The following is a 24,995-nucleotide window of genomic DNA, read 5'->3' on the forward strand; positions in this document are numbered from 1 at the left end:
CCCATGGCCAAAATTACCGCCTCTGTATTCACCTCCCACGTGCCGGCCATCGGCGCCGCCATGGACCTGGGCAAGACCCAGGAGGACTACTGGAAGCCGCTGTTTGCCGGCTATGAGTATTCCAAGCAGTGGATGAAGGACAACAAGCCTGACGTGATCTTCCTGGTCTTCAACGACCACGCGACCGCATTCAGCCTGGACATGATTCCCACCTTCGCTATCGGTACCGCTGCGGAGTACACACCGGCCGACGAGGGCTTCGGCCCCCGCCCGGTGCCCAAGGTGCAAGGCCACCCTGACCTGGCCTCGCACATTGCCCATTCGGTGATCCAGCAGGACTTTGACCTCACCATCGTCAACAAAATGGATGTGGACCACGGCCTGACCGTACCCCTGAGCCTGATGTGCGGCGAAAAAGACCCGGTGAAGGACAGCTGGCCCTGCCCGGTGATTCCGTTTGCAGTCAACGTGGTGCAGTACCCCGTGCCCAGCGGCCAGCGCTGCTTCAACCTCGGCAAGGCCATCCGCAAGGCGGTGGAAAGCTACGACGAAGATCTGAATGTGCACATCTGGGGCACCGGTGGCATGAGCCACCAGCTGCAAGGCGCGCGTGCCGGCCTGATCAACCGTGAGTGGGATAACGCTTGGCTGGACCAGATGATTGCCGATCCGGCCGCCTGCGCCGCCACGCCGCACATCGACTATGTGCGCGAAGCCGGCAGCGAAGGCATTGAGCTGGTGATGTGGCTGATCGCCCGCGGCGCCATGTCAGATGTGCCCTACGATGCTACAGATTTAGAAGCAGCCCGCGCACATTCCGTGAGCGTCAAGCACCGTTTTTATCATGTGCCCGCCAGCAATACGGCGGTGGGACATCTCATTCTGGAAAACAACTGATATGACCAAAACTATCAAAGTGGCGTTGGCTGGCGCTGGCGCTTTCGGTGTCAAACACCTGGACGGCATCAAGAATATCGAGGGCGTGGAAGTTATCTCCCTCATCGGTCGTGAGCTGGATAAAACCAAAGAAGTGGCCGCCAAGTACGGCGTAGGTCATGTGACCACCGAGCTGTCTGAAAGCCTAGCAATCCCTGAGCTGGACGCCGTCATCCTCTGTACCCCGACGCAGATGCACGCTGAACAAACACTGGCTTGCCTGAAGGCCGGTAAGCACGTGCAAGTGGAAATTCCCTTGGCTGACAGCTGGGCAGGTGCCGATGCCGTGGTGGCCGAGCAGAAAAAGACAGGTCTGGTAGCCATGTGCGGACATACCCGCCGCTTCAACCCCAGCCACCAGTATGTGAACCAGCAGATCACGGCCGGCAAGTTCAACATCCAGCAGATGGATGTGCAGACCTACTTCTTCCGCCGCACCAATACCAACGCGCTGGGCCAAGCCCGCAGCTGGACTGACCACTTGCTGTGGCACCATGCCGCGCACACCGTGGATTTGTTCGCCTACCAGGCCAACAGCCCCATCGTGCAAGCCAATGCCATTCAGGGCCCCATCCACCCGGTGCTGGGCATCGCCATGGACATGAGCATCCAGCTGCGCGCAGCCAATGGTGCGATCTGCACCTTGTCACTGAGCTTCAACAACGACGGCCCCTTGGGCACCTACTTCCGATACATCGGCGATACAGCGACTTATATCGCCCGTTACGACGATCTGTTCACCGGCAAGGAAGAGAAAATCGACGTGAGCAATGTGGCCGTCAGCATGAACGGCATCGAACTGCAAGACCGCGAGTTCTTTGCTGCCATCAAAGAGGGGCGCGAACCCAACTCCAGTGTGGGCCGCGTGCTGGACTGCTACCGCGTGTTGCACCAGTTGGAGCAGCAACTGGCACAGCAAAAGTAAAGCACGGACCTACAATGCAACGCCATGCGGGTGTGAGCCGGCATGGCGTTTTTCATTGAGGTGTTTGCTTATGGTTTTTCCCATGGATCCCGATACGGTGTCGCACGGCATCCAGCTGGCGGTGGCGCCGGTGTTTTTGCTCACGGCCGTGTCCGGCATGATCGGTGCCGTAGCGCAGCGCCTTGCACGCATCATCGATCGCGCACGCAATGTGGAGACCCGCATCAAGCAAGGCACGCATCCGTCTGAGGATGCGGATGGTTATGCCGAACTTGCCGAGTTGCGAACCCGCGGTTTGTTGGCCAACACCAGCATTGCGCTGCTGACTTCTTGCGCTTTTTTGATCGGCCTCACCATCGTGGTGCTGTTCCTCGGCGAGACCATCGACTTCCCCGGTCTGCGCATTTCCATCTTCAGCTTTCTGGGCGGGGTGGTGTGCTTTCTGAGCGCGCTGATCTGCTTCATGGTGGAGACTTTCATCGCCACCCGTCTGCTCAATTTCGGGCGCAAAAAGCGCTAACTTTTTTTCACTTCCACTGCGCAGTCGTAAAACGTGGGCGCCCGGCCCATGTCGGTCAGGCGCTGGCTGGTGAGTTCGTTCACATTGGTACCGTCGCGACCCAGCTTGCGCCACCAGATGCCCAATCCGTTGACCACTCCAGGTCGCGCACGGGCGGACACGCGGGCCACACAGCGGTGGGTGCCGCGGGCGTTGAACACTGTCACTTCATCCCCGTCCGCAATGCCGCGTGGCGCGGCATCGGCCTCATGCAGCTCTACCAGGGGCTCACCTTCAATATCGCGCAGGCTCTTCACATTCACAAAGGTGGAGTTGAGGAAGTTGCGCGCGGGCGGCGAGATCATCGCCAGCGGGTAAGCCGCATTGGCGCCCGCAGGTTCGTAGTTGGGCACGTGGTCGGGCAAGCCGTCTTCACCGCGCGCGGCCAGGCGTGCGCTGAAAAACTCACACTTGCCGCTGGGTGTCGGAAAGCCGCCATCGGCAAACGGTGCGTCCGGCACGGGCAGCGGCGCGTAGCCCTGGCTCAGCAACAAGTCAAAGTCCACTTTGTCGCCAAAAGCAGTACGGCACAGGCTCTCATCGGACTCCGCAAACACGTCTTCGGTGAAGCCCATGCGCTGAGCCAGATCGCGGTAGAACTGGGTATTGGTGCAAACCTCGCCCAATGGGGCAATGGACGGACGGTTGAGCAGGATGTCGGTGTGGCCGTAGCTGCTGTGCACGTCCCAGTGTTCGAGCTGGGTAGTAGCGGGCAACACGTAGTCGGCGTAGTCGGCCGTGTCGGTCTGGAAGTGCTCCAGCACGACTGTAAACAAATCCTCGCGCGCAAAGCCTTGCACCACCTTGGCGGACTCCGGGGCCACTGCGACCGGGTTGCTGTTGTAGACGATGAGGGCTTCAATGGCAGGTCCGAACTCGGCGCTGGCAGGGCGCAGCAGGTCGTCGCCAATGGTGCTCATGTTGATGCTGCGGGGGGTGCGGCCGGCCAGCAGCTCGGGCCGTTCCAGCGCCATGGTCTGGGTGGGCACATAGCCGGAACTGGACAACAAGACGCCCCCTGCACGGTGCCGCCAAGCGCCCACCAGTGCGGGCAGGCAGGCAATCGCGCGCACCGCATTCCCACCGCCACGCACCCGCTGCAGCCCGTAGTTCATGCGTATTGCTACTGGTTCGCCAGCGCGCGCCGTTTCGCCGTATTCGCGGGCTAGCGCGCGCACTTCGTCTGCGGTGATGCCACACACCTCTGCGGTGCGTTCCGGCGTCCATTGCAAGGCACGGTCGCGCAGGCCTTCCCAGCCCAAGGTATGGCGGGCGATGTAGTCGTGGTCCAGCCAGTCGTGGGTGATCAGCTCATGCATCAGGCCCAGCGCGAGGGCGGCATCGGTGCCGGGCAGCAGGGCGATGTGTTGGTGGCATTTTTCGGCCGTCTCGGAGCGGCGCGGGTCTATGCAGATGATGCGTGCGCCATTGCGTTTGGCGGTTTGCACGTGGCGCCAGAAGTGCACATTGCTGGCAATCGAGTTGCTGCCCCAGATCAGGATGAGCTTGGCCTCCGCAAAAAACTCTACCTTGGTGCCGACTTTGTTGCCCAGAGTGAAGGTCAGTGCTTCAGCACCTGCTGATGCGCAGATGGTGCGGTCCAGACGGGCGGCGCCTAATCTGTTGAAGAAGCGGGCTGCCATGCCTTCGCCCTGCACACGCCCCATGGTGCCGGCATAGCTGTAGGGTTGGATGGCCTGCGGGTCACGCTTTGCAATGCTCTGGAGCTTCTCCGCAATGTCGCTCAGTGCCTGGTCCCAGCTCACGCGCTCAAATTGTCCTGAACCCTTGGGGCCCACACGTTTGAGCGGGTGCAGCAGCCGTTCGGGGTGGTAGGTGCGCTCTGTGTATCGCGATACCTTGGTGCACAGCGCGCCATTGGTGGCAGGGTGCTCCGGATTGCCCTGGACCTTGATGGCCACGCCATCCTGCACGGTGACCAGCATGGAGCAGGTATCGGGGCAGTCATGGGGGCAGGCGCCCAAGATGTGGGCGGTGCCTGCGGGGGATGGAGAGGTCGCGGGAGTGTCTGAGTGCATGGTGCGGACTTTACCGAATTGCGTATGCTCTTGTGATGACAGGGGAGGGACATTTCTCTCCCTGCGGAGGACACTCGCCATGAAACTGATAGAGCCCATTGTTGCCAACACCCCCGAAATTGCGGCCCTGCGCAAAGATATCCATGCCCACCCGGAGCTGTGCTTTCAGGAAGTACGCACGGCGGATGTGGTGGCCGCAAAGCTGAAGGAGTGGGGCATTCCCATCCACCGCGGCATGGGCACCACCGGGGTTGTAGGCATTGTGAAGGCCGGTACCTCCAGCCGCGCACTGGCCTTGCGCGCCGACATGGACGCCCTGCCCATGCAAGAGTTCAACACCTTTGCCCACGCCAGCAAACATGCCGGCAAGATGCACGCCTGCGGGCACGATGGCCACACCGCCATGCTGCTGGCTGCGGCCCAGCACTTTGCCAAGCACCGCAACTTTGACGGTACGGTGTACCTGGTTTTCCAGCCCGCGGAAGAGGGCGGTGGTGGCGCCCGCGAAATGATCAAGGACGGCTTGTTCGAGCAGTTTCCGGTGGAGGCAGTGTTCGGCATGCACAACTGGCCGGGCATGGCAGCGGGCACGTTCGCAGCCAGCGCGGGCCCGGTGATGGCCTCCAGCAACGAATTCAAGATCACCATCCGCGGCAAGGGCGGCCATGCGGCCATCCCGCACAACGCCATTGACCCGGTGGTGGTAGCTTGCCAACTGGTGCAGGGCTTTCAGACCATCATCAGCCGCAATGTGAAACCGATCGATGCGGGTGTGATCTCGGTCACCATGATCAACGCCGGGGAAGCCACCAACGTGATCCCTGACCGCTGCGAGTTGCAGGGCACGGTGCGTACGTTCTCCATCGAAGTGTTGGACCTGATTGAGCGTCGCATGCGCGAGATGAGCGAGAGCCTGTGTGCCGCATTCAACACCCGCGTGGAATTTGAGTTTGTGCGCAACTACCCGCCCACCATCAACGCGCCCAAGGAGGCGGCGTTTGCTGCGAAGGTGATGGAAAGCATTGTGGGCGCCGACAAGGTGTTCACCCAGGAGCCCACCATGGGCGCCGAAGACTTCTCGTTCATGCTGCAAGCCAAACCCGGCTGCTACGCCTTTATCGGTAACGGAGATGGTGACCACCGTACCCTGGGCCATGGCGCCGGCCCTTGCACTTTGCACAACCCGAGCTATGACTTCAATGACGAGCTGCTGCCCTTGGGCGCCACCTTTTGGGTGCGTTTGGCAGAAGAATGGCTCGCGTCTGACATCTGAAATCGCTATCATGATTTACAAGATGTAACAGGGGGTAGCCATGACACAGTGGAGCGAAATCAACCCGCGTGAACGGTCCGGCGGATTGCAGGCGGCCGTGCGCCGGCAGTCGCGGCCGGGCGAATACCGCTACACCTTTGTGCATGATGAACTCGAGATTGACGACCCGGCCCTCGACGCCAGTGGCCGCTTTTTCGCATCTCCCCGTGACTATGGCTTTGTCATCCGCGGCTTTGACGGTGGCAAAACCGCATGGGCCCGCGACTTTGCCAACGGCACCATGCTGGTCGTGAACCCGGATGCGCAGTCCCATGTGCTGTCGCCCAAGGGCCGTGCACGCATTCTGTTTATCGGCCAGGATGGCGCGGTACTGCAAGATACAGGTGCTGTCGGACGGCCGGAGCAGCGCGTGCCAGAACTGGCTACCGTGCGCCTGACCCTGACGGCGACCGTGGATTTGAATGGTTTGTCCCAGGAGGCGGCCCGGGCGCAATTGATGCGCTTGGTAGACCGTGCGGTGCTCTCTGCCCAGAGTGCGCCGGGTGACGGAGTGCGGGTGCTGGACCACGCCTTCGACTCCGCTGCCGTGGTGTCCGGCGAGACGCCCGGAACCAGTAATACCGACTTTTCCCAGCTGTTGGATCTATAGCGCCTGCGGGGCCCTTCAGGCCGCTTGGGCCACCGGAAAGCGGACCTTGGCCATTTGCAGCAGGCCATCAAAAATCAGGTTGTCCACCAGCTCGAAAGGGCGGGTCATGCTGGGTGCCATTTTCCAGCCTGCTCCACCGGTCATGATGCAGGCGGGCTCAGCACCGCAGTGGGCGCTCACATGTTGCACCATGCGCTCTACGGCACCGGCGATGGCAAAGGTGCCGCCGCTGGTGAGTGCATCGCTGGTGTTGGTGGGGAATTCACGCACTTCGCCGGTAGGCACGTGCAGACCGGCCGTGCCGGATTCGAGGGCGCGCAACATGATGCCGTGCCCCGGCAGAATCAGCCCGCCCAGAAACTTGCCGTCGGTGGCGATGGCCTCTACTGTTACGGCGGTGCCCACCATGACCACCACCATGGGGCGGGGCGTGCCCTGGCTCAACATGTGGTGGTAGGCCCCGATCATGGCCACCCAACGGTCTGCCCCCAGGCGGGTCGGGTGGTCATAGCCGTTGCGCAACCCGGCTTCGCCTTCACTGGCGACCACCCATTGCGGCACTACGTCCCACTGGTCCATTTGCTCTTGAACGCGGCGCTTGACGGCGTCACCGGCGACCACGCAACCCAAAACCTGGGCGGGAGCAGGCATGTCACGCCATGCGCCGTCTGCCAGCTTGTCGATGTTTTCCAGAAACTCCGCGCCCTGTGCCAGCAACGCAGCGCCGGGGCGGGGGGACGCATAGTGCGCCCATTTGAGGCGGGTATTGCCGATGTCCAACGCGAGAAAGGTCATGGTGCCGGGGAGCTGTGTCTCTATGGCTCGCACTCTACCGGATTCGGCGCGCCGCCCGTCCGGATTTGCAAGCGGGCTCTAGGTACTTACCCCCATGCGGGCTGTAAGCCGCTGTCAGGCTGCTTGGTTTACAGTTGACGTTTACGTAAACGTCAATTAACCGTTCACTGGTGCCCTATGACCGATCTGTCTGCCGACTTCAAAGCCCTGGCCAACTACCGCCCCACCCACAAGGTGCGCTTTGTCACCGCGGCCAGCCTGTTTGACGGCCACGACGCCGCCATCAACATCATGCGCCGCATCCTGCAGGGCATGGGCGCCGAAGTCATCCACCTGGGCCACAACCGCAGTGTGGACGAGGTCGTGACCGCCGCCTTGCAGGAAGACGTGCAAGGCATTGCCATCAGCTCCTACCAGGGCGGGCATGTGGAGTACTTCAAGTACATGGTGGACCTGCTCAAGGCACGTGGTGGTGCGCACATCCAGGTGTTTGGCGGCGGCGGCGGCGTGATCGTGCCGCCCGAGATTCGCGAGTTGCATGCCTATGGCGTGTCCCGCATCTACAGCCCCGAAGACGGCCAGCGCATGGGACTGCAAGGCATGATCGGCGAGATGGTGATGCGCTGCGACAAGGACATCACGGCACTGGCACCTACCGACTTGTCCGCCATCCAGGGCCACACCGAGGCCAGTTGGCGCGCACTGGCCCAGTTGCTGACCGCTATTGAGGCTTCCAAGCTGAATCCGGCTCTGGCACAGGAAATACGTGCGCAAGCAGCTACTAAAAAGATAGCAACTATCGGCATTACCGGTACTGGTGGTGCGGGCAAATCCAGCCTGACGGACGAGTTGATCCGCCGCTTGCGGCTGGACCAGAATGACGCCTTGCGCGTCGCCGTCATCTCCATCGACCCGAGCCGCCGCAAGAGCGGGGGCGCTCTGCTGGGTGACCGCATCCGCATGAATGCCATTTCGCCTTGGCAGCAGGGAAGCCGCGTCTTCATGCGCTCGCTCGCGACCCGTGACTTCGGTTCCGAAATCAGCGCGGCCTTGCCGGATGTGATCGCTGCGTGCAAGGTGGCGGGCTTCGATTTGGTGGTGGTGGAAACCTCGGGCATCGGCCAAGGGGATGCGGCCATCGTCCCGCATGTGGATGTGCCGCTGTACGTGATGACGCCTGAGTTCGGCGCTGCCAGCCAGCTCGAGAAAATCGATATGCTCGATTTCGCAGAGTTCGTGGCCATCAACAAATTCGACCGCAAAGGTGCCAGCGATGCACTGCGCGACGTGGCCAAGCAGGTTCAGCGCAATAAGGAAGCCTGGAACACGCCCACCGAGCAGATGCCGGTGTTCGGCACCATGGCCGCGCGCTTCAATGACGATGGCGTCACCGCCCTGTACCAGGCCCTGTTGCCGCGTCTCAAGGCACTGGGCGTGCCACTGCAGGAAGGTAGCTTGCCGCGCGTGAACGTACGCCACAGCTCTAACCAGACGCCGGTGGTGCCCGCAGCGCGCACCCGCTACCTGGCCGAGATCAGCGACACCGTGCGCGGCTATAAAAAACGCGCCAAAGAGCAAGCCCGTCTCGCGCGCGAAATCCAGCAACTGCGTGAGTCCGGCCGCATGTTGCGCGAAGCCAATCCCGACAAGGTGAATGCGGTCACCGCGGTCACCCAACTGGCCGCTGAACGCGAAGAGCGCATGGGTGCCGCAGAGCGCAAGCTGCTGGCCCAGTGGCCCGAGATGCAAAAGGCCTATGCGGGTGACGAGTACGTGGTGAAGATTCGCGACAAGGAAATCCGCACCGCACTCACCACAAAGTCCCTCAGCGGCACCACCATCCGCAAAGTGGCCTTGCCGCAGTACGAGGACCATGGCGAAATTCTCAAGTGGCTGATGCTGGACAACGTGCCCGGCAGCTACCCCTACACCGCAGGCACCTTTGCCTTCAAGCGCGAGGGCGAGGACCCGACCCGCATGTTCGCGGGCGAGGGCGATGCCTTCCGCACCAACACCCGCTTCAAGCTGCTGTCCAGCGGCATGGCGGCCAAGCGCCTCTCTACCGCTTTCGACTCGGTCACGCTCTACGGCAACGACCCTGACCCGCGCCCGGACATTTATGGCAAGGTGGGTAACAGCGGCGTGAGCATTGCCACGCTGGACGACATGAAAGTGCTCTACAGCGGGTTTGACTTGTGCAGCCCGAGCACCAGTGTCTCCATGACGATCAATGGCCCGGCTCCAAGCATCCTGGCCATGTTCATGAACACGGCTATCGACCAGAACATTGACAAATTCAAGGCGGACAACGGGCGCGAGCCTACCGACACCGAAGTCGCCAAGATCAAGGAATGGGTGCTGGCCAATGTGCGCGGCACCGTGCAAGCCGACATTTTGAAAGAAGACCAGGGCCAGAACACCTGCATCTTCAGCACCGAGTTCTCGCTCAAGGTGATGGGTGATATTGCCGAGTACTTTGTGCACCACGACGTGCGCAACTTCTACAGCGTGTCCATCAGCGGCTACCACATTGCCGAGGCGGGGGCCAACCCCATCAGCCAGTTGGCGTTCACGTTGTCCAACGGCTTCACCTTTGTGGAGGCGTATCTGGCGCGTGGCATGCACATTGACGACTTCGCGCCCAACCTGAGCTTCTTCTTCAGCAACGGCATGGACCCCGAGTACACGGTGATGGGCCGCGTGGCGCGCCGCATCTGGGCGGTGGCCATGAAAGAAAAATACGGCGCCAACGAACGCAGCCAGAAGCTCAAGTACCACATCCAAACCAGTGGCCGCAGCTTGCACGCGCAGGAAATCCAGTTCAACGACATCCGCACCACGCTGCAGGCCTTGATCGCGATTTACGACAACTGCAACAGCCTGCACACCAACGCGTTTGACGAAGCCATCACCACGCCCACCGAAGACTCGGTGCGCCGCGCTATGGCCATCCAGCTCATCATCAACCGCGAGTGTGGCCTGGCCAAGAACGAGAACCCCAACCAGGGCGCCTTCATCATTGAAGAGCTGACCGAGCTGGTGGAAGAGGCGGTACTCAAAGAGTTTGAAGCGATTGCCGACCGCGGCGGCGTGTTGGGTGCGATGGAAACCGGCTACCAGCGCGGCAAGATTCAAGACGAATCGATGCACTACGAGATGCTCAAGCACACCGGCGAGTTGCCCATCATCGGTGTGAACACCTTCCGCAACCCGCATGGCGATGCCGTGCTGGACAAGCTGGAACTGGCCCGCAGTACCGACGACGAAAAGCAAAACCAGCTCAAACGTCTGGCCGACTTCCACACCTTGCACGCTGCAGAGTCCCCCACCATGCTCAAGAAGTTGCAGCAAGCCGTTATTGACAATCAGAACGTGTTTGAGGTGTTGATGGACGCGGTGCGGGTGTGCTCGCTAGGCCAGATCACGAGTGCGCTTTTCGAGGTGGGCGGGCAGTACCGGCGGAATATGTAGTGCGTGGTTTCTAAGGCGCGCACCCTATTGGGGCGCGTCTGGTGCGTTTATTGCTAGCGTGTTGGTAAGCCGTTGGAGCCCGCGTGGGCGGGTGGCTCTGAAGATCGGGCCTTACACATGCTGTCAAAAATTCCCTTGTGGTTGGGGCGCCTGAGTGTCGGGCGCAAACTCACGCTCATTTATCTGCTGGATTTGACTGCGGTCATTTATGTGTCCGGCATCCTGATCCACGAAAAATACCTCGCGATTGACTTCGCCCGCAAAGAAATCGTGGGTGCCAGCTACACCGAGGCGGTGCGTCACAACGTGATGGACGCGATTTTGTTGCCCGCGGACCGCCCCGGCGTGGCAACCTTGCCGGAGTTCGACAAAGCCCGGGCCGCTTATGACGCGGAACTCAATACCGCAGCTGCGTCCCAGCGCTTGCATGACCTGCTGGTCGAGTCCCGCACCGATGCGGAACATGCCCGCATGCTGGGGCAGGCGCGTGACCTGCTCACCATCGTGGGCAACCAGTCCAACCTGATTCTGGATCCGGACCTCGACAGTTATTACGTCATGTCCCTGACCCTGCTTCGCTTGCCCGAGCTCTTGCAGGTGCTCCTGGACACCCACAACTTCATGGCGAACTGGGGCTTGCGGGTGCCGGGCTTCAATCCCAACGCGCAATTGCTCACCCTCTTGGGCCGGCTGGATGCGGTCCAACAAGGGCTGGAGTCTGACTATGAGCAAACCTGGCTGGCCGGCTCGCCGGAGCTGCGTGCAGCCCTCGGGCCGGCACGCGAAGCCTTGCGCAAATCACTCAGCCAATTTGCGCGTGCGGTGCATGAAGTCAACAGTGCCAGCATGTCGAGCGAACAGGCAGCGCGTCTGGATGCGAGTTACCGGGCCGCACTCCAGGACTTGTCAGAGAGCTGGCGCGTGGGTATTGCGCAGCTCCACATCCTGTTGCAGACCCGTGTGGACCAGCTTTTCAAACGCATGTGGCTACACCTCGGTACGGCACTGCTGTTACTGGGCTGCATTTTGAGCCTGGTGTATCTGGTGGCCAGCCAGATTGCCAAACCCCTGCAAGGCTTGGCCCGTGTGGCCCACGATGTGCGCCGCAAGGCCGACTACAGCCTGCGCGCCGAGTGGCACAGCCGGGATGAAATCGGTCAGCTGTTTGCCGCTTTCAACGGCATGTTGGAGCAACTGGACCGCGACCGGCTGGTGCAGCAGGAGCTGGCCGCCAGCGCCCGCGCTGCGGAAGCCCAGCGCGAATTGGTGGAGGCCTTCCCCATTCCCATGGTGGTGACTTCGGTGCCGGACCACGAAGTGCTGCACGTCAATACGCCCGCCCGCCCATGGCTCAACGGTCGCACCGACGACCCCTGGCGCCATGGGCTCGAGCCCGGTGTGCGCGGGCGCTTTTTTCAGCGTCTGGCGGACTTTGATGCGCTGGACGAATTCGAGGTGCGCTGGCACGGCGGCACCACGCCCTCCTGGGCGGTTCTGTCTGCCCGTCGTCTGAACTTCCAGGGGCGCGACGCCGTGCTCACCGCGTTCACCCCCATCAACAAACTCAAGGTGATGGAGCAGCGGCTGGAGCTGTGGGCCAAGGTGTTTGAGGCGTCCAGCGAAAGCATCATCATCATGGACGAGGCCCGCAAAATCATCAGCGTGAACCAGGCTTTCTGCCGCAGCACCGGTTACGACTTTTACGAGGCGCTCGGGCAGGACCTGAGCTTTGTGATGAACACCCCGCAAGACACCGTGTGGGCCGACCTCGAAGACCAGAACGACTGGCAAGGTGAGGTGCATTTCCGCAAACAGAACGGCGACACCTACCCCGCATGGCTGATGGTCTCCTCCGTGCACAAGAGTGCGACCAGCGGCGAGGTGGTGAACTACATTGGCATTTCCATTGACATTACCGACAGTAAAGCCAAGGAGGAACGTATCCGCTTCCTGGCCCAGCACGATGTGCTGACTGAGTTGCCCAACCGTGCCTTGTGCCAGCAGCGTCTGGGTGAGGCGATTGCCAGTGCACGCCACACCGGCGAGAAGGTGGCGGTGCTGTTCATCGACCTGGACCGATTCAAGCTCATCAACGACACCCTGGGCCACCACATCGGCGATGGCTTGCTGCGCACCGTGGCGCGCCGCCTCAGCAGCGCGGTGCGTTCAGACGATACGGTCAGCCGCCTGGGTGGGGACGAATTCGTCATCATCCTGCGCCATGTGACCGACCTGCCGGAGCTGACCGCCATGGTCAACGACCGCCTGATTCCGACCATCCGCCAGACCGCCACAGTGGATGGCCATGTGCTCACCGTGTCCTGCAGTGTGGGCGTGGCGCTTTACCCCGAGGATGCAACGGACCAGGACGAGCTGATGCGCCGCGCCGACGCGGCCATGTATGAGGCCAAATCCGCCGGGCGTGATACGGCCCGCTTTTTCTCACCCGAGACCGACCAGCGCGTGCTTGCCCGTCAGTCCATGGAGACGCAGTTGCGCCAGGCGCTGGCCAATGAAGAGTTCAGCCTGCATTACCAACCGCGGCTGAACGCCCGCACGCGCAAGGTGCAGGGTGCCGAGGCCCTGCTGCGCTGGAAAAACCCGCTGCTGGGGCAGGTGCCTCCGGGTGAGTTCATCCACGTAGCCGAAGAAAGCGGTTTGATCAAACCCATAGGCGCCTGGGTGCTGCGCGAGGCCTGCCGAAACTGGATGGCGATGGAAGAGCAAGGCATCTGCAAGGGGCTGGAGCTGTCGGTCAACCTGTCTGTCGCGCAGCTGGCCGACCCCGAGCTGGTGGACCAGCTCAGCGCTGTGCTGCGCGATACCCGCATGCCACCCGCACAACTCGAACTCGAGCTCACTGAATCCCACCTGATGGACAACCCGGTGGCCGCCCAGCAGCAGGTGGCGGCCCTCAAGGCGCTGGGTGTGAAGGTGGCGATTGATGACTTCGGCACCGGCTACTCCAGCCTGGCCTACCTCAAGCGTTTCGACATCGACAAGCTCAAGGTGGACCAGTCCTTTGTGCTGGGTATGCTGGAAGACAGTGCCGATGCCGCTATCGTGCATGCGGTGATTGCGCTGGGCCATACGTTGGGCCTGAAGGTGGTGGCGGAAGGGGTAGAGAACTTGCCTACCGCCCAGACACTGACCGCGCTGGGCTGCGACGAGCTGCAGGGCTACTGCTTCAGCCGCCCGATCCCTTTGGCCGAGTGGGTGAGCTACCTGCGCAGCCACGCCTTGCGCGAGGATCGTCGCCGGCCGCCGATCGCAGGCTAGCTTGCTATTGTTTCAGGAGCTGCTCGCGCACATTCGATGGGCGCCAGAGGCCGATTTGGCTTCAAAGTCGGCGGTTCAGGCGGTCAGCTTCTGGTGCAGCCAGCGGCACACCGGGCTGTTAGCGTCTTCCAGCCCGTGGATCACGGTGAAGTGGTCGGCACCATCAATGGCGCTCAGTTCCACCGGGTTGCCCAATGCGACTGCCGCATCCCGGTAGCCGGTGGACTGGCGGGCGAATTCGCCCGACTCTTGGCCGCCCCAGACCACCCAGGTAGGCGTAGGGCAGGCGCGCAAATTGGGCGTGGGAGACTGGCGGCGGATGACGCCGTCGTCCAGCTGGATCATGGGTTGCAGGTAGCTGTAGCGCAGGGGTTCCAATTCGTAGAGGCCGCTGAACAGCAGGCCCGCCTTGAGCGGGTCGCGCGGCAGGCCGTAGTCGGTGTCCCACGCGGTTTGCAGGCACATGGCACCCAGGTGGCCGCCGGCGGAGTGTCCGCCCACGCCCACGCGGCTCGGGTCGCCGCCGTAGTGCTGGATGTTGCGTAGCGTCCAGGCCACGGCTGCGCGGCACTGGCGGGTGATTTCGTCAATCGTGACAAACGGCGCCAAAGCGTAGTTCACTACCACGGTGGTGATACCGCTGGCGTGCAGGCCCAAGGCGACGCCATGAAAGTCTTTGCTCTGGAAGGCGCGCCAGTAGCCGCCGTGGATGAACACGAAGACTGGCGCGTTGGGCACGTCCGCCGGAAAGATGTCCAGCGTCTCATGCACCGTGGGGCCGAAGGGGATGCCGGCATGGTGCTTGAGGGTGCTGCGAGCCTTGTCGGCTTGTGCGGCAAAGTGCTTGCCGGGCGCGGTCGGGTCGGGCAGCGCGATGGAGGGGTTGTACTGCGCGTCAATTTGCGCCTGAGTGTCAAAGTCGCGGTAGAGCTTGGGCATGGGTTGTCCTTGAAATCAAATGCCGACGTAGCGGTGCCAGAGTTCGGGTTGTGCGGCCAAGGTGGTCGAGTCGCCACTCCAGGCCGCGCGGCCGCGCTCCATGATGGTGTGGTGGCCGGCCAGCGCAATCAGGCGCTGCACATATTTGTCGATGACCAATACGCTCTGGCCTTGGGTGCGTAGGGTATCCAGGCAGCGCCAGATGTCTTCACGGATGAGTGGCGCCAGGCCTTCGGTGGCTTCGTCCAGGATCAGCAGGTGAGGGTTGGTCATCAGCGCGCGGCCAATGGCCAGCATCTGCTGCTCGCCGCCGGAGAGCTGGTTCCCCATGTTGCGCGCGCGTTGCTTCAGCACCGGGAAGAGATGGTAAATCCGCTCCAGCGTCCAGGGCTCGGAACTGGCATTGCGCCGCGCGGCAAAGGCAATCAGGTTCTCTTGCACCGTGAGGTTGGGGAAAATCTGCCGTCCCTCGGGCACCAAAGCCACGCCCATGCGGGCGATGCGGTCGGGGCTCAAGCCCTCAATGCGCTCGCCCAGGAAACGGATGCTGCCGCTGCGTGGCGGTGTTAGCCCGAGGATGCTGCGCACCGTGGTGGTTTTGCCCATGCCGTTGCGGCCCAGCAGGGTGGAGGTGGTGCCGGCCTGGAGCTGCATGTCCAGCCCGAACAGCACCTGGCTGTTGCCGTACGCCGTCTCCAGTTCCTGAATGTCGAGCAAAGTCTCGGTGCTCATGGGCGGGCCTCCGGCAAGGCTTCGTCGCCAAGGTAGGCGCGCTTCACGTCGGCACTCTGGCGGATGGCATCCGGCTGGCCACTGGCAATCACGCGGCCGGCCACCAGCACCGAGATGGTGTCGGCGAGTTGGAACACGGCGTCCATGTCGTGCTCCACCAGCAGCAGTGTGGTCTCAGCGCGCAAAGACTGCAGCAGTGCCACCATGCGCTGGGATTCGTCCGGCCCCATGCCGGCCAAGGGTTCGTCCAGCACCAGCAACTGCGGGCGGCTGGCCAACGCCAAGCCCACCTCTAACTGCCGTTGCTCGGCGTGCGACAAGGCGCCTGCCGTTCGTTGCAGTTGGGCCTGCAAACCTACACGCGCAGCCACATCTGCTGCCGCCTGCATACGCTGGGTCTCGGTGTGCACCGGGCGCCAGAAGCGCATGCTGCTGCCCGCCACTGCCTGCAGGGCGAGGGCCAGGTTGTCCTGCACGCTCAGGCGCAAAAACACGTTGGTGATCTGGTACGAGCGGGCCAGCCCGCGCTTCACCCGGGCGTGCATGGGCAGACGGGTGATGTCTGCCCCGTTGAGTAACAGGCGCCCGGAATCCGGCCGCAGCGCGCCCGAAATCTGGTGGATGAGCGTGGTTTTGCCTGCGCCATTCGGGCCTATCAGGGCATGGACTTCGCCCTGGTGCACTTGCAGGTTGGCGTGGTCGGTGGCGGTGAGCGCGCCGAAGCGCTTCACCAGTGTATCGATCTGCAGCAAAGGGGTGGCGCCGGTGTTCATGCCTGACTCCGCGTCCACACGCTGCGCAAGCTGGCCAAACCACGCGGTGCCAGCAACACGACGGCCAGCAACATGGCACCCAAGCCCAGCTGCCAGTGTTCAGTGGTGTGGCCCAGCACTTCTTCGAGCAGCAGGAAAGCGGCAGCACCCAGCACGCCGCCATACAGGTGGCCTACGCCACCCAGAATCACCATTACCATCAGCATGCCGCTCTGGCTCCACTGCATCATGGATGGGCTGACAAAACCGCCCTGGTTGGCCAGCAAAGTGCCGGCCAGACCGGCCATTGCGCCTGCCAAGGTAAAGGCGGTGAGCTGCGTGCGCAGCACCGGAAAACCCAGTGCCTGCATGCGCACCGGGTTCTCGCGCAGGCCTTGCAGCACCTGGCCGAAGCGCGCGTTGAGCAGGCGCTGGGTGAACAGCAGGCACAGGGTGAGCGCACCAAGGGCGAGGTAATAGAGCGCCGTGTCGTCAGGGGCAATGCCGGCCCAGGTGTTGCGCCCGGCCAGGGGCAGGCCGTCGTCCCCGCCGTAGGTTTTAAGGGAGACGGCCAGGTAGTACAGCATTTGCGCGAAGGCCAGCGTGATCATGATGAAGTACACGCCTTGGGTACGCAGGCTGATAAAGCCGATCAGGCAGGCCAGGCCCGCGCTCACCAGCATGGCAGCGGGCCAGGCAATGGCAGCAGGCACGGCGCCCTGCTGCATCAGGATGCCCACGGTGTAGGCGCCCGCGCCCACAAAGGCCGCATGCCCGAAGCTCACCAAGCCGCCAAAGCCCAGAATCAGGTTCAGGCTGCTGGCCGCAAGGGCAAAAATCGCAATGCGGGTGGCCAGCGTGACGTAGAACTCGGCGTGCAAAGCCGCCGTGATTTGCGGCAGGGCCAGCAGTACCAAAAACACCGGGAGTGCAGCCCGCAGGTGCAGTGTGTGGTGCAGCGAGGTGCGGGTGTTGTTGGAATCAACCATGGGCAGGGAACAGGCCGCGCGGCTTGAAGAACAGCACCGCAGCCATCAACACATAAATCAGGATGGAGGCCACCGCAGGCGCCGCATCAGCTGCCAGCGCTGCGCCGAACAGCCACTCGAACACCATGGGCAGCAGGGTGCGCCCGCCGGAGTCCACCATGCCCACCAGCAGCGCACCTACCAGCGCACCTCGGATGGAGCCGATGCCGCCGATCACGATGACCACAAAGGCCAGAATCAGAATGCTCTCGCCCATGCCCACCTGCACCGCCAGCAGCGGCCCGAGCATGCCGCCGGCCAGCGCGCACAAAGCGGCGCCCAGCCCGAACACCGCCGTGAACAGGCGCTGCACATTGGTGCCCATGGCCAGGGCCATGTCGCGGTTGGAAGCGCCGGCACGCACTTGCATGCCCAGCCGTGTACGCGTCACCAGCAGGTAGAGCAGCAGGGCGGTGGCCAAGCCGACCACGATGATGAGCAAGCGGAAAGCCGGGTAGAAAAAGCCGGGCAACAACTCCACCGGGCCCGAGAGTGCGGCCGGCGGGTTGAGCGACAGGGGTTGTGAGCTCCAGATCATGCGCACGGTTTCATTGCACATGAGCAGAATGGCAAAGGTGCCCAGCACCTGGGTGACGTGGTCGCGCCGGTAGAGCCTGCGCAGTACCGATACCTCCAGCAGCACCCCGAAAAGGGCGGTGCCAGCTACACCTGCAGCCAAGCCCCACCAGTAGGAGCCACTGGCCTGGGTGGCGGTGGCGATCAGGTAAGCGCCCACCATGTACAGCGAACCATGGGCCAGGTTCACCATGTCCATGATGCCGAACACCAGCGTCAGCCCTGCTGCCAACAAAAACAGCATCAGGCCGAGCTGCAGGCCGTTCAGGGCCTGCTCCAGCAGCAGAATTCCGCTCATGCGCGTGCGTCAGGCCTTAGAGGCCGGGCATCTTGCAGTTGGCGGCGTAGGCGTCGGCGTGGTTTTTGAACACGGTGCCCAGGGTGCGGTTGGTGACGCGGCCCTTGGCGTCGCGGGTGATGACGCGCAGGTAGTAGTCCTGGATGGGGAAGTGGTTGCTGTTGAACTTGAAGGCGCCACGCACCGAGTCGAACTTGGCGGCTTCCAGTGCCTTCTTGACGGCGGCCTTGTCGTCCAGTTTGCCTTTGCTATCGCGCACGCCGGCGTCCATCAGGCGGGCAGCGTCATAGCCCTGGGCTGCGTACAGGGTGGGCAGGCGGCCGTATTCTTTTTCAAACTCGGCCACAAACTTCTTGTTGGCTGCGTTGTCCATGTCGTGGCCCCACTGGGAGGTGTTGAACATGCCCAGCATGGGGTCGCCCACCGCCTTGATCACGTCCTCATCGCCCGAGAAGCCGGGGCCGAACAGGGTGATGTCCTTGGAGAGGCCGGCGCCCACAAACTGTTTGATGAAGTTGATGCCCAGGCCGCCGGGCAGGAAGATGTACACCGCGTCCGGCTTGGTCGCGCGCAGCTTGGAGAGTTCGGCGCCGTAGTCGAGCTGGTTGAGTGCTGTGTAGGTTTCAGAGGCAATCTCGCCCTGGTAGAAACGCTTGAAGCCGGTGAGGGCGTCTTTGCCAGCGGGGTAGTTGGGCGCAATTAGCGCCACGCGCTTGAAGCCTTTGTCGGTGACCGTTTTGCCCACCGCTTCGTGCATGTTGTCGTTCTGGTACGAGGCACTGAAGAAGTAAGGGCTGCATTGCTCGCCTGCATATTGCGACGGACCAGCGTTGGCGCTGATGTAGAAAGTTTTGGACTGGAAGGTGGGGGTGCCTACAGCCAACATGACGTTGGAGAACACGATGCCGGTCATGAAGTCGACCTTGTCGCGTTTGATCAGGCGGTCTGCGGTTTGGCGGCCCACTTCGGGGTTGGCCTGGTCATCGGCCACGATGACCTCGGCAGGACGGCCGCCGAGTTTGCCGCCGTTCAGTTTGACGGCGAGTTGGAAGCCGTCACGGATATCCACGCCCAAACCGGCGCCGGGGCCGGACAAGGTGCTGAGCAAACCAACACGAACGGGTTCGGTGGACTGGGCCCAGGCACCTGCCGTTGCGGCAGCCAAAGCGGCGGTCAGAACCAGGCGGGAGGGGGCAAAACTGGGCAGGTGCATTGCAAACTTTCCTTGTGGAGGGTTGGACCGTTTCATTATCGGCCCAACACCCCTGCTTTCCGCTGCACCGTTGCAGAAAGCGCAAGCCCCCGTTCAGTTCAGCAGGTAGCTGTCGGCGTTGGCTTCGAAGTCTTCTGCGTCAATGGCTGCATCAAAGGCGGCGCGGGCGGCCAAGGCTTCTTTGGTGTAGGGGATCAGCGGCTTGTCCAGGGGGCGCAGCTTGTGGCGGCGCAGGCCGCGCAATTGCTGGGAGCGCTCCATGGTTTGCAGAACCAGCTCGGGCTCCATCATCAGGCTGAAGGGGTTGAGTTCGGTAGCAGTGGTTTTCATGGCGGTCCTCCGGTGAAAGTTTGCGCCAACTGAATACTTTGGCGCTTGGGAGAACTGTAGCCACGGGCTCCAAAAAATGGAGTCAGGCAAGCGCTGGAAAACGTGTAGGAATTTCCCTTACAAAGCCGGATAAGCCGGCTTCTTGCCTGCCACTACCCAACGTCGTTTTACAGCAGACGTGCTCGCACACTCTTGCCCTTGACGCGGCCGGCGTTGAGCTTGTTGCATGCCGCCTGGGCCACATCACGGGCCACACCGACAAAAGTGCAGAACTCGGTGACCTGGATCTTGCCGATCTGCTCACGGGTGAAGGCAGGGCCGCCCTCGTCGTTGGTGAGCGCGCCCAGAACATCACCGGGGCGGATTTTTTCTTTTCGGCCACCGGCAATCTGCACCGTCACCATGGGGGGCAGCAAGCGGCCTGATCCTGTAGGGGTCAGCTCGTCGAGTTTGTGCCACACCGAGGGCGCGTTCTGGTACTGCTCGATCTTGCCCACCGCGCCCATCTCGCGCATGCTGGCCAGACTCAGGGCCAGGCCTTTCTCGCCCGCGCGACCGGTGCGGCCAATGCGGTGCACATGCACTTCGGGGTCGGGCGTGATGTCCACGTTGATGACGATGTCCAGCTCTTTTACGTCCAGCCCGCGGGAGGCCACGTCAGTGGCGACCAACACCGAGCAGCTGCGGTTGGCGAACTGGGCCAGCACCTGGTCGCGCTCGCGCTGGTCCAGGTCGCCGTGCAGGGCATGGGCCACAAATCCGTCAGCCACCAGCTTGTCCACCAAGTCGTTGCACTGCTGCTTGGTGTTGCAAAACGCAATCGTGCTCACCGGGCGGAAATGGTTCAGGATGCTGCTGACCGCGCCAAAGCGCGATTCGCGGTCCACCTCAAAGAAGCGCTGCTCAATGGTGTTGTCAGCCACCGGCGCTTCCACCTTGATTTGCTGCGGGTCTTGCATGAATTGCTTGGCCAGCTTCTCAATGCCTTCGGGGTAAGTGGCCGAGAACAGCAGGGTCTGGCGTTCCTTAGGGCACTGGCGGGCCACGGTAACAATGTCGTCAAAGAAGCCCATGTCCAGCATGCGGTCGGCTTCGTCCAGCACCAGGGTGTTCAGGCCTTCCAGCGTCAGGTATTCGCGCTCCAGCAGGTCCATGATGCGGCCGGGCGTGCCCACCACGATGTGGGCGCCGTTTTCCAGCGACGCGCGTTGGCCCCGCGTGGCCACGCCGCCGCACAGGGTCACGACCTTGATGTTGTCTTGCGCACGGGCCAGGCGGCGGATTTCCACTGTCACCTGGTCTGCCAGCTCGCGGGTAGGGCACAGCACCATGGCTTGCACCGCAAACCATCGGGGGTTGAGCTTGGCCAGCAGGGGCAGGGCAAAGGCGGCCGTCTTGCCACTGCCGGTTTTTGCCTGGGCAATCAGGTCTTTGCCGGCCAGGGCCACGGGCAGGCTGGCGGCCTGGATGGGCGTCATGGCATCAAAGCCCAGCTGTTGCAGGTTGGCCAGCGTGGCGGGTGCGAGGGGGAGGGAGGAGAAAGCTGTCATCCCCCGATTATCCGCGCAGACCCCGCGAAACCGTTTTCTCCAGCAATCATTTGCTATATATTTTGTAGCTGCTTGCGCATGTTTCATGAGCGCAAGGGGCTGGTTTGATGCATAAGCGGCAATGGATTTTGTCGGCGGGTATGGGGGGGGCCGACCCGCGGTTTCGTTGACTGGCGCGGTTGAAATCGCTTTGATTTTCTTGCCGCACGCAGGCCTTTTGACCTAGACTGCGCTCGCAAGCCATCGTTGGCACTCGAGGCTCTGGCCATGAATATTCTGAAACGAAACAATGTCCATGTGACGGGCGAAGGCGACAAGGTGTTGCTCTACGCCCATGGCTTCGGCTGCAACCAGCACATGTGGTCACAGGTGGTGCCGGCCTTTGCTGAAGGCTACCGGCAGGTGCTGTTCGACTATGTGGGCAGTGGCCAGTCAGACATCACGGCCTTTGACCACCGTCGCTACAGCACCCTGAACGGCTACGCACAGGACGTCCTGGACGTGTGCGACGCCTTGGGACTTACATCGGGCGTGACTTTTGTGGGGCACTCGGTGAGCAGCTCCATTGGCATGCTGGCGTCGATTGCCCGCCCTGACTTGTTTGAACGGATGGTCATGGTTGGCCCATCACCCTGTTTCCTGAACCAGCCGCCGGACTACATAGGCGGCTTTGAGCGCACTGACCTGGAAGGCCTGCTGGCGCTGATGGATCAGAACTACCTCGGCTGGGCCGACTACCTGACTCCTGTGATCTCCGGGGAAAAGGACAGTGGGCCGGTAGCCCGCCGGTTGGCGGAGAGTTTTTGCTCAACCGATCCCGTGATTGCCCGCATCTTTGCCGAAGCCACTTTTTACGCCGACAACCGGGCCGACCTGCCCCATGTGAACTGCCCCAGCTTGATACTGCAGCACCGCTATGACGCCTTGGCGCCGGTGGAGGTGGGTGAGTATCTGCACCAGCACCTGCGCAACAGTACCTTGGAGGTGCTGGATGTCGTGGGACATTGCGGGCATATGTCACATGCCCACTTGGTGGTGGATGCCATGAAGGCATTCTTGGCGCACCCGGTTTGATGCTGAAAGAGATTTCCGGGTTTCAAGGTATGGAACACCTGGACCTCCTCCCCAGCCCGGTGCTCGTGACCGACCCGCAGGGCCACATCGTGACCGCCAACCGCGACTTGCTGGCTCTGGTGGGTGGCGCAGCGGAGCCGTGGAGAGGCCGCTATATGGACTGTTTGCTGCCTGCGCCCGGCCGTATCTTTTTACAGACCCATGTGTGGCCCTTAATGCTGCGCCATGGCGCGGTTCAGGAGATCTATTTGCACCTCAACAACGCGGCGGGCGAGCAGGTCCCGGTCATGGTGAATGCCCGGCGCGGCCTTTGGGATGAGCAGGACTGTATTTTCTGGGTGTTCTTTGTGGCCTTGGAGCGTAGCCGGTTTGAGGCGGAGTTGGTCGAGGCGCGCGGTCGCGCGCAACGCCTGGCGGCAGAACTGTCGCTGGCCAATGCCGAGCTGAGGTCGGTACACCAGCAGTTGTCGCAGCACACCCAGAGTGTGGAAACCGAAAACCGCGAGCTTTCCGCACTGAGCCTCACCGACCCTCTGACCCGGCTGGGCAACCGCCGCGCCCTGGAGCGTGCGGTTGAGCAGTGGCAAATGCAGTCTGAGCTGGGCACGCCAGCAGCCTTGTTGATGGTGGATGTGGACCACTTCAAACGGGTGAACGACAGCCATGGCCACGAAGCGGGCGACCGTGTGCTGCAGGAGTTGGCCCGCCAGTTGCAGGCCAGCAAGCGCGGCAGCGACGTTGTGGTGCGCTATGGCGGCGAGGAGTTCGCTTTGTGGCTCCCCGGCGCCGGCCCGGATGGAGCCAGCGCGATTGCCCAGCGGGTGCATTTGCTGGTGCAGGATGTGCGGGTGCACAAAAAGCCGGTGACGGTCAGCATCGGGGTGTCATGCGCCCAACAGACGCTGCACCAAGGGCGCGATATGGTGTTTCTGACCCGCTTGTTGCATCAGGCGGATCTGGCCTTGTACCGGGCCAAGTCGGCCGGGCGTAACCGCACGATGTGGCACGACGGGCCGACCGGACTCTCCTAAAATTTGTGCATGGCGCTGCGGCGCGTAATCAAAGGTTTTTTCATGCGTTCCTGGTGGAGTGTGGCGCTGGTAAGCAGCGCATTGCTGGTGGCTTGCGGCACCAATGTGGTCAACCCCGTGACCGGCCAAACCGAGCGTTCGGCCATGAGCGAAGAGGCCGAGTTGGCCGAGGGCGCCAAGGGGCACCAGCAGGTGCTGCAGGAATACGGCGTGGTCAAAAACCCCGAGCTGCAGGCCTATGTGAACGCCTTGGGCCAGAAGCTGGCTGCCCAAAGTCACCGTACCCAGTTGCAATGGCACTTCACCGTGCTGGACAGCCCCGAGATCAACGCGTTTGCCCTGCCCGGCGGCTATGTGTATGTCACGCGCGGCATCATGGCCTACATGGAGAGCGAGGCCGATCTGGCCGGGGTGATCGGCCATGAAATCGGCCACGTCACTGCCCGCCATGGTGCACAGCGTGCCACCAGCCAGCAAAATGCGGGCTTGGGCGTGTTCGCTGCCAGCGTTCTGGGTGCGGTGGCAGAGGCCTACGGCGTTACCGGTGCCGGGCAGCTGGCGGGCCAGGTGTCGCAAAACGTGGCGGCGGGCTACATCGCATCGTATGGGCGCGAACAGGAATTGCAGGCAGATGGCCTCGGTGCTGAATACCTCTACCGCACCCGCTACGACCCCCGCAACATGATCGACGTGATCAAGGTCCTCAAAAATCAGGAGTTGTTTGCGGCTGACCAGGCCAAGGCCGAAGGACGTCCGGCGCCTGCCAAAGGCGACTGGCTGGCATCCCACCCCAGCAATGACCAGCGCCTGGAGACCATTACCCGTCTGGCCGCGCAGTATCAAAGCAAGGACCGCTACAACGACGAAGGCCGGGCCCGCTATTTGCAGGCGATCAGCAATATGAACTTCGGCGACAGTCCGGACCAGGGCCTGGTGCGCGGGCGCAATTTCTACCATGAGCCCTTGGGCCTGGCGCTCACAGCACCTGCCGGCTGGTACATCCAGAACGATGCGGAGCAACTCGCCTTCATCAACACGGCCCGTGACGCCGCCTTGTTGGTGCGTGTGGTGCCTGCCCAAGCCGGCAAGGCACCCGCTGATGTAGTGCGCAATCTGCTCAAGCCCACCCAGGGCAAGCTGGAGGCCACCACCATCAATGGCCTGCAGGCCTCGCGATTCACCGGTGCGCGGGCCAATGCCAATGGCACCACCGTGGCACTGGAAGCCACGGTCGTCTCCGGACCGGGTGATCGGGTGTATCTGTTGCAGTCCACCGCCAAGGATGCCAATGCACTGGCGCGTGCAAGAGCCGGCCTGCGCGAAGCTGAAGGCAGCTTCCGGGCGCTGACCACGGCCGACAAGGCCGCCGCCCGGCCCTGGGTGATCAAATCCGTGCCCTACCCCAAAGGCGGCTTTGCCGAGCTGGCCCGCACTTCGCCGATTGCCCGACCTGAGCAACAGTTGCGCTTGATCAATGGTTTTTATGGCGGCGGGGAGCCTACGCCCGGTCAACTGGTTAAAGTCGTGCTGCCGCAGTAATTTGCTA

20 protein-coding genes are annotated in these 24,995 nt (G+C 62.4%); 10 read left to right on the forward strand and 10 right to left on the reverse strand.

What is annotated here, in order from left to right; all coding sequences use genetic code 11:
• Positions 1-3 precede the first annotated feature (3 nt).
• The 3 genes from AEP_RS15140 to AEP_RS15150 all read left to right on the forward strand — a co-directional run bounded on the left by AEP_RS15140 (position 4) and on the right by AEP_RS15150 (position 2,381).
• Positions 4-897, forward strand: coding sequence for a class III extradiol dioxygenase subunit beta (locus AEP_RS15140; protein ID WP_087496150.1), 894 nt, complete (start codon positions 4-6; stop codon positions 895-897).
• A 1-nt stretch (position 898) separates the two neighbouring features.
• A complete protein-coding gene (locus tag AEP_RS15145; protein WP_087496151.1) occupies positions 899-1,861 on the forward strand; it encodes a Gfo/Idh/MocA family oxidoreductase in 963 nt (320 codons plus the stop codon).
• Positions 1,862-1,931: 70 nt separating this feature from the next.
• The gene (locus AEP_RS15150) at positions 1,932-2,381 is read left to right on the forward strand and encodes a DUF2721 domain-containing protein (RefSeq protein ID WP_087496152.1); all 450 of its coding nucleotides are present in this window, start codon (positions 1,932-1,934) and stop codon (positions 2,379-2,381) included.
• Here the strand turns inward: AEP_RS15150 and AEP_RS15155 are convergent.
• Positions 2,378-4,459 carry a molybdopterin-containing oxidoreductase family protein gene (locus tag AEP_RS15155; RefSeq protein ID WP_087496153.1) on the reverse strand — a complete coding sequence of 694 codons (2,082 nt, stop codon included), beginning with the start codon at positions 4,457-4,459 and terminating at the stop codon, positions 2,378-2,380. The genes AEP_RS15150 and AEP_RS15155 overlap by 4 nt on opposite strands.
• Before the next feature lie 79 nt (positions 4,460-4,538).
• Between AEP_RS15155 and AEP_RS15160 the strand changes: the two genes are divergently transcribed.
• Together AEP_RS15160 and AEP_RS15165 are read left to right on the forward strand one after the other, a co-directional pair.
• Entirely contained in the window at positions 4,539-5,732 is a 1,194-nt protein-coding gene (locus AEP_RS15160; RefSeq protein WP_087496154.1) for a M20 aminoacylase family protein, read from the forward strand.
• A 40-nt stretch (positions 5,733-5,772) separates the two neighbouring features.
• Complete coding sequence (locus tag AEP_RS15165; RefSeq protein WP_087496155.1) at positions 5,773-6,381, forward strand: hypothetical protein; 609 nt, start codon at positions 5,773-5,775, stop codon at positions 6,379-6,381.
• 15 nt (positions 6,382-6,396) lie between these two features.
• On the opposite strand, the gene AEP_RS15170 is transcribed toward AEP_RS15165, so the two are convergent.
• A complete protein-coding gene (locus AEP_RS15170; protein ID WP_087496156.1) occupies positions 6,397-7,176 on the reverse strand; it encodes a type III pantothenate kinase in 780 nt (259 codons plus the stop codon).
• A gap of 177 nt (positions 7,177-7,353) precedes the next feature.
• Between AEP_RS15170 and icmF the strand changes: the two genes are divergently transcribed.
• Positions 7,354-10,647: a fused isobutyryl-CoA mutase/GTPase IcmF gene (icmF, locus tag AEP_RS15175; RefSeq protein ID WP_087496157.1), complete on the forward strand. Its 3,294-nt coding sequence runs from the start codon at positions 7,354-7,356 to the stop codon at positions 10,645-10,647.
• Between the two features lie 117 nt (positions 10,648-10,764).
• Positions 10,765-13,926, forward strand: a complete 3,162-nt coding sequence (locus AEP_RS15180) for a bifunctional diguanylate cyclase/phosphodiesterase (RefSeq protein ID WP_087496158.1) — start codon at positions 10,765-10,767, stop codon at positions 13,924-13,926.
• Positions 13,927-14,001: 75 nt separating this feature from the next.
• Here AEP_RS15180 and AEP_RS15185 read toward each other — a convergent pair whose 3' ends face one another.
• The 8 genes from AEP_RS15185 to dbpA form a co-directional block, all read right to left on the reverse strand.
• A complete protein-coding gene (locus AEP_RS15185; protein ID WP_087496159.1) occupies positions 14,002-14,865 on the reverse strand; it encodes an alpha/beta hydrolase in 864 nt (287 codons plus the stop codon).
• 15 nt (positions 14,866-14,880) lie between these two features.
• Positions 14,881-15,597, reverse strand: a complete 717-nt coding sequence (locus AEP_RS15190; protein ID WP_087496160.1) for an ABC transporter ATP-binding protein — start codon at positions 15,595-15,597, stop codon at positions 14,881-14,883.
• Positions 15,594-16,370, reverse strand: coding sequence for an ABC transporter ATP-binding protein (locus tag AEP_RS15195; RefSeq protein ID WP_087496161.1), 777 nt, complete (start codon positions 16,368-16,370; stop codon positions 15,594-15,596). Before AEP_RS15195 ends, AEP_RS15190 begins: the two co-directional genes overlap by 4 nt.
• Complete coding sequence (locus AEP_RS15200) at positions 16,367-17,338, reverse strand: branched-chain amino acid ABC transporter permease (protein ID WP_087496162.1); 972 nt, start codon at positions 17,336-17,338, stop codon at positions 16,367-16,369. The genes AEP_RS15195 and AEP_RS15200 overlap by 4 nt, the downstream gene beginning before the upstream one ends.
• Entirely contained in the window at positions 17,331-18,251 is a 921-nt protein-coding gene (locus tag AEP_RS15205) for a branched-chain amino acid ABC transporter permease (RefSeq protein WP_087496163.1), read from the reverse strand. Before AEP_RS15205 ends, AEP_RS15200 begins: the two co-directional genes overlap by 8 nt.
• A gap of 16 nt (positions 18,252-18,267) precedes the next feature.
• The gene (locus AEP_RS15210) at positions 18,268-19,464 is read right to left on the reverse strand and encodes an ABC transporter substrate-binding protein (RefSeq protein ID WP_087496164.1); all 1,197 of its coding nucleotides are present in this window, start codon (positions 19,462-19,464) and stop codon (positions 18,268-18,270) included.
• Positions 19,465-19,557: 93 nt separating this feature from the next.
• Positions 19,558-19,794 (reverse strand): hypothetical protein, encoded by a 237-nt coding sequence (locus AEP_RS15215; protein WP_087496165.1) that lies wholly within the window; start codon positions 19,792-19,794, stop codon positions 19,558-19,560.
• A gap of 167 nt (positions 19,795-19,961) precedes the next feature.
• Complete coding sequence (gene dbpA, locus AEP_RS15220) at positions 19,962-21,344, reverse strand: ATP-dependent RNA helicase DbpA (protein WP_198301839.1); 1,383 nt, start codon at positions 21,342-21,344, stop codon at positions 19,962-19,964.
• A gap of 267 nt (positions 21,345-21,611) precedes the next feature.
• Between dbpA and AEP_RS15225 the strand changes: the two genes are divergently transcribed.
• From AEP_RS15225 to AEP_RS15235, 3 genes are read left to right on the forward strand one after another with little or no spacing between them, the layout of a single operon-like run.
• A complete protein-coding gene (locus tag AEP_RS15225; RefSeq protein ID WP_087496167.1) occupies positions 21,612-22,418 on the forward strand; it encodes an alpha/beta fold hydrolase in 807 nt (268 codons plus the stop codon).
• 29 nt (positions 22,419-22,447) lie between these two features.
• Positions 22,448-23,449, forward strand: coding sequence for a sensor domain-containing diguanylate cyclase (locus AEP_RS15230; RefSeq protein ID WP_087497372.1), 1,002 nt, complete (start codon positions 22,448-22,450; stop codon positions 23,447-23,449).
• A 42-nt stretch (positions 23,450-23,491) separates the two neighbouring features.
• The gene (locus AEP_RS15235) at positions 23,492-24,988 is read left to right on the forward strand and encodes a M48 family metalloprotease (RefSeq protein WP_087497373.1); all 1,497 of its coding nucleotides are present in this window, start codon (positions 23,492-23,494) and stop codon (positions 24,986-24,988) included.
• The last annotated feature ends 7 nt before the right edge of the window (positions 24,989-24,995 follow it).

This window comes from Curvibacter sp. AEP1-3, assembly GCF_002163715.1.
Lineage (GTDB): Bacteria > Pseudomonadota > Gammaproteobacteria > Burkholderiales > Burkholderiaceae_C > Allorhodoferax.